This is a genomic window from Variovorax sp. 01T439_2 (assembly GCF_056398445.1).
In genome coordinates, this window is the sequence record NZ_JBFTPJ010000426.1 from 1 (window position 1) to 4832 (window position 4832).

Annotated in this window: 6 protein-coding genes; all 6 read left to right on the forward strand. The window is 69.3% G+C overall.

Going from position 1 to position 4832, the window contains the following annotated elements:
- Nucleotides 1-311: isochorismatase family protein (locus AC1DOC_RS19450; protein WP_478130313.1), on the forward strand; the 311-nt coding region annotated here is incomplete at its 5' end.
- 17 nt (nucleotides 312-328) lie between these two features.
- Nucleotides 329-604 (forward strand): DUF1427 family protein, encoded by a 276-nt coding sequence (locus tag AC1DOC_RS19455; protein WP_015865527.1) that lies wholly within the window; start codon nucleotides 329-331, stop codon nucleotides 602-604.
- Nucleotides 605-708: 104 nt separating this feature from the next.
- Entirely contained in the window at nucleotides 709-2598 is a 1890-nt protein-coding gene (locus tag AC1DOC_RS19460; RefSeq protein WP_478079980.1) for an amidohydrolase, read from the forward strand.
- A complete protein-coding gene (locus tag AC1DOC_RS19465) occupies nucleotides 2598-2993 on the forward strand; it encodes a DoxX family protein (RefSeq protein WP_015865525.1) in 396 nt (131 codons plus the stop codon). Before AC1DOC_RS19460 ends, AC1DOC_RS19465 begins: the two co-directional genes overlap by 1 nt.
- Nucleotides 2986-4584 carry an MFS transporter gene (locus AC1DOC_RS19470; protein ID WP_062364796.1) on the forward strand — a complete coding sequence of 533 codons (1599 nt, stop codon included), beginning with the start codon at nucleotides 2986-2988 and terminating at the stop codon, nucleotides 4582-4584. Before AC1DOC_RS19465 ends, AC1DOC_RS19470 begins: the two co-directional genes overlap by 8 nt.
- A 41-nt stretch (nucleotides 4585-4625) precedes the next feature.
- Nucleotides 4626-4832: alpha/beta fold hydrolase (locus tag AC1DOC_RS19475; protein ID WP_478130314.1), on the forward strand; the 207-nt coding region annotated here is incomplete at its 3' end.

Here is a 4832-nt window from a genome sequence, read left to right on the forward strand (position 1 = left end):
TCTCGGGCCTGTGGACCGGCGTGTGCATCGTCGGGCCGGCGCTGTCGGCCATCGACCAGGGCTTCGAGGTGTTCGTGATCRCCGACGCCTGCGGCGACGTCTCGGCCGAGGCGCACAACCGCGCGATGGACCGCATGGTGCAGGCCGGCGCGCAGCCGATGACCTCGCTGCAATACCTGCTCGAGCTGCAGCGCGACTGGGCCCGCACGGACACCTATGAAATGACCACCGGCATCGCAAAGAAGTTCGGCGGCGCCTACGGCCTGGGCGTAACCTACGCCAAGACCATGTTCGGCGCGCACGAAGGCTGATCGCCGCGGTGACCAAGATGAAGCCCTATGTCCTGTCGCTCGCGCTCGGCCTGCTGGTCGGCGTGATCTACGCACTGTTCCAGGTGCGTTCGCCGGCGCCGCCGGTCATCGCCCTGGTCGGGCTTCTCGGGATCCTGCTCGGCGAGCAGATCCCGCCGCTCATCAAGAGCGTGATCAAGCCCGAGGCGGCCGCCACCTCGTGGCTGCAGCACCAGGTCAAGCCGCATGTGTTCGGCGAACTGCCGCAGTGCGCCAAGGGCGAGGCCGGCGCCGCGGCCGGAAGGAAGGCATGAGCGATTCATTCGACGAACAGCGCCGGCGCCTTTGCCTCGGTACGCTTGGCGCCGCTCTTGCCGGTACGGCAATGGCCCAATCCAACCCCTCAAGGACACCCGACATGGCAGGCACCACCGCCCCCCACCTGATCCTGCACAACGGCCGCTTCACCACGCTGGACCGCGCCAACCCCGTGGCCGACGCCGTGGCCATCAAGGACGGCCGCTTCACCCGCGTGGGCCGCGCGCAGGACATCCTGCCGCTCGCGGACGGCGGCACCCGCGTGATCGACCTGCAAGGCAGGCGCGTGCTGCCGGGCCTCATCGACAACCACCTGCACATCATCCGCGGCGGCCTCAATTTCAACCTCGAACTGCGCTGGGACGGCGTGCGCAGCCTGGCCGATGCCATGGGCATGCTCAAGCGCCAGGTCGCGATCACGCCCGCGCCGCAGTGGGTGCGCGTGGTGGGCGGCTTCACGGAGCACCAGTTCGCCGAAAAGCGCCTGCCGACCATCGAGGAGCTCAACGCCGTGGCGCCCGACACGCCGGTGTTCCTGCTGCACCTGTACGACCGCGCGCTGCTCAACGGCGCCGCGCTGCGCGCCGTCGGCTACACCAAGGACACGCCCGCGCCGCCCGGTGGCGAGATCGTGCGCGACGCGGCCGGCAACCCCACGGGCCTGCTGCTGGCCAAGCCCAATGCGTCGATCCTCTATGCGACCCTGGCCAAGGGCCCGAAGCTGCCCTTCGAATACCAGCTCAATTCCACGCGCCATTTCATGCGCGAGCTCAACCGCCTGGGCGTGACCGGCGCCATCGACGCGGGCGGCGGCTTCCAGAATTTTCCCGAGGACTACCAGGTGATCCAGCAGCTGGCCGATGCCGGCCAGCTCACCATCCGCCTGGCCTACAACCTGTTCACGCAGAAGCCCAAGCAGGAGAAGGAAGACTTCCTCCACTGGACCGCCACCTCGAAGTACAAGCAGGGCGACGACTACTTCCGCCACAACGGCGCGGGCGAGATGCTGGTGTTCTCGGCCGCCGACTTCGAGGACTTCCGCCAGCCGCGCCCCGACATGGCGCCCGAGATGGAGGGCGATCTCGAAGAGGTGGTGCGCGTGCTGGTGCAGAACAAGTGGCCGTGGCGCCTGCATGCCACCTACGACGAGACCATCGACCGCGCGCTCGACGTGTTCGAGAAGGTGAACCGCGACACGCCGCTCGCCGGCCTGAACTGGTTCTTCGACCATTGCGAAACCATTTCGGAAAAATCGATCGACCGCATCGCCGCGCTGGGCGGCGGCATCGCGGTGCAGCACCGCATGGCCTACCAGGGCGAATACTTCGTCGAGCGCTACGGCGCCGGCGCGGCCGAGGCCACGCCGCCGGTCAAGCGCATGCTCGAGAAGGGCGTGAAGGTGTCGGCCGGCACCGATGCGACGCGCGTCGCCTCGTACAACCCGTGGGTGTCGCTGTCGTGGCTGGTCACGGGCAAGACGGTGGGCGGCATGCAGCTCTACCCGCAGCGCAACTGCCTGGACCGCGAGGCCGCGCTGCGCATGTGGACCGAGAACGTGACCTGGTTCTCCAACGAGGTCGGCAAGAAGGGCCGCATCGAAGCCGGCATGCTCGCCGACCTCGTGGTGCCCGACCGCGACTTCTTCGCCTGCCCGGAATCGGAGATTGCCGACACCACCGCGCTCCTGACCATGGTCGGCGGCAAGGTGGTCTATGGCGCCGGCCCGTTCGCAGCGCACGACGAAGGCGCGCCGCCGCCGGCCATGCCCGACTGGTCGCCGGTGCGCCGCTTCGGCGGCTACGCCGGCTGGGGCGATGCCGAGGGCGCGCCGCTGCAGAAGGCCATGCGCCACGCGGCCATGTCCTGCGCCTGCGCCAACGACTGCAACGTGCACGGCCACCAGCATGCGACGGCCTGGAGCAGCAAGCTGCCGATCGCCGACCTCAAGAGCTTCTGGGGCGCGCTCGGCTGCGCCTGCTTGGCGGTGTGATGCGCTGGACCATTTCACCCGCCGTGCGCTGGCTCGCCTTGCTGCTGCTGTGCGCGGCCTATCTTCAGGGCGGGCTCAACAAGGCCATGGACTTCAACGCGGCCATCGCCGAGATGAACCACTTCGGCCTCTCGCCCGCAGGGCCCCTGGCCGCCGCGGTGATCGTGCTGGAGCTCGGCGCGGCCGCGTTCATCCTCACGGGCTTTCATCGCTGGCTCGGCGCGCTGGCGCTCGCGGGCTTCACCTTGATGGCGACCTTCGTCGCGCTGCGCTTCTGGGAGATGCCGCAGCCCGAGCGCTTCATGGCGGCCAATTCCTTCTTCGAGCACCTGGGGCTGGTCGGCGGCTTCGTGCTGGTGGCCTGGCACGACCTGAAGGAGCGAGCGAATGGCTGATCTCGCAGGTGCCGCCGATGCCGCGAAGCCGAGCAGCAGCTTCGCACCGCTGCGCCAGCCGGTCTTTGCCGTGCTGTGGGCGGCCACCGTGCTCGGCAACATCGGCAGCTTCATGCGCGACGTGGCGAGCTCCTGGCTCGTGACCGACCTGTCGGCCAGCCCCACGGCGGTGGCGCTGATCCAGACCGCGGCCACGCTGCCGATCTTCCTGCTCGCGATTCCAGCCGGGGTGCTGTCCGACATCCTCGACCGCCGGCGTTTCCTGATCTTCGTGCAGCTGGTGCTGGCGGGCGTGAGCGGCACGCTGCTGGTGCTCTCGCACACCGGCGCGCTCACCGTCGAGTACCTGATCGCGCTGACCTTCGTCGGCGGCATCGGCGCCGCGCTCATGGGGCCGACCTGGCAGTCGATCGTGCCCGAGCTGGTGCCGCGCGCCGACCTCAAGAACGCGGTGGCGCTGAACTCGCTGGGCATCAATATTGCGCGCTCCATCGGGCCGGCCGCGGGCGGCCTGATCCTCGCGAGCTTCGGCGCCGCCCTGACCTATGGCGCCGACGTGCTCAGCTATGTGTTCGTGATCGCGGCGCTGCTGTGGTGGAAGCGTCCGGCGGCCGCCGACAGCGGGCTGTCGGAGAACTTCCTGGGCGCCTTCCGCGCCGGCCTGCGCTACACGCGCGCCAGCCGCGAGCTGCACCGCGTGCTGCTGCGCGCGGCGGTGTTCTTCCTGTTCGCCAGTTCGGTGTGGGCGCTGCTGCCGCTGGTGGCGCGACAGATGCTGGGCGGCAGCGCCGGCTTCTACGGCATCCTGCTGGGCGCCGTGGGTGCGGGCGCCATCGGCGGCGCGCTGGTGATGCCGCGGCTGCGCGCGGGCTTCAATGCCGACGGCATGCTGCTGCTGGCCTCGCTGCTGACCGCCGGCGTGATGGGCAGCCTGGTGTTCGCGCCGCCGCAGTGGCTCGCAGTGTTGTTGCTGCTGGTGCTGGGCCTGGGCTGGATCATCGCGCTCACCACGCTCAATGGCGTGGCGCAGTCGATCCTGCCGAACTGGGTGCGCGGGCGCGGCCTGGCCGTGTACCTCACGGTGTTCAACGGCGCAATGGCGGCCGGCAGCCTGGGCTGGGGCCTGGTGGCGCAGGAGATCGGCGTGCCGTACACGCTGGTGGCGGGCGCTGCCGGGCTGGTGGTCGTGGCCCTGCTGTTCCACCGTGCACGCCTGCCCACCGGCGATTCGGACCTGCAGGCCTCGAACCACTGGCCCGAGCCACTGGTGGCCGAGCCTGTCGCGCACGACCGCGGTCCCGTGATGGTGCAGGTCGAGTACCGCATCCGCAAGGAAGACCGCCCGGCGTTCCTGGACGCGATGAAGCGGCTGTCGCTCGAGCGCCGCCGCGACGGCGCCTACGCATGGGGCGTGACCGAGCACACCAGCGACCCCGAGCGCGTGATGGAGTGGTTCCTGGTCGAGTCCTGGGCCGAGCACCTGCGCCAGCACCACCGCGTGTCGCATGCCGACGCCGACCTGCAGAACGAAGCCGTGCGCTTTCACATCGGGCCCGGCAGGCCCGAGGTGCACCACTTCCTGTCTCTCTGATTTCCTTCTTCTCCCTTTCTTTTCATCAAACTGGAAAAACCATGACCACACTCACCCTGCGCGACGGCACCGAGCTCTACTACAAGGACTGGGGCTCGGGCCAGCCCATCCTCTTCAGCCACGGCTGGCCGCTGAGCGCCGACATGTGGGACGCCCAGATGCTGTTCTTCGCCGAACGCGGCTACCGCGCGATCGCCTTCGACCGGCGCGGCTTCGGCCGCTCCAGCCAGCCGTGGACCGGCTACGAC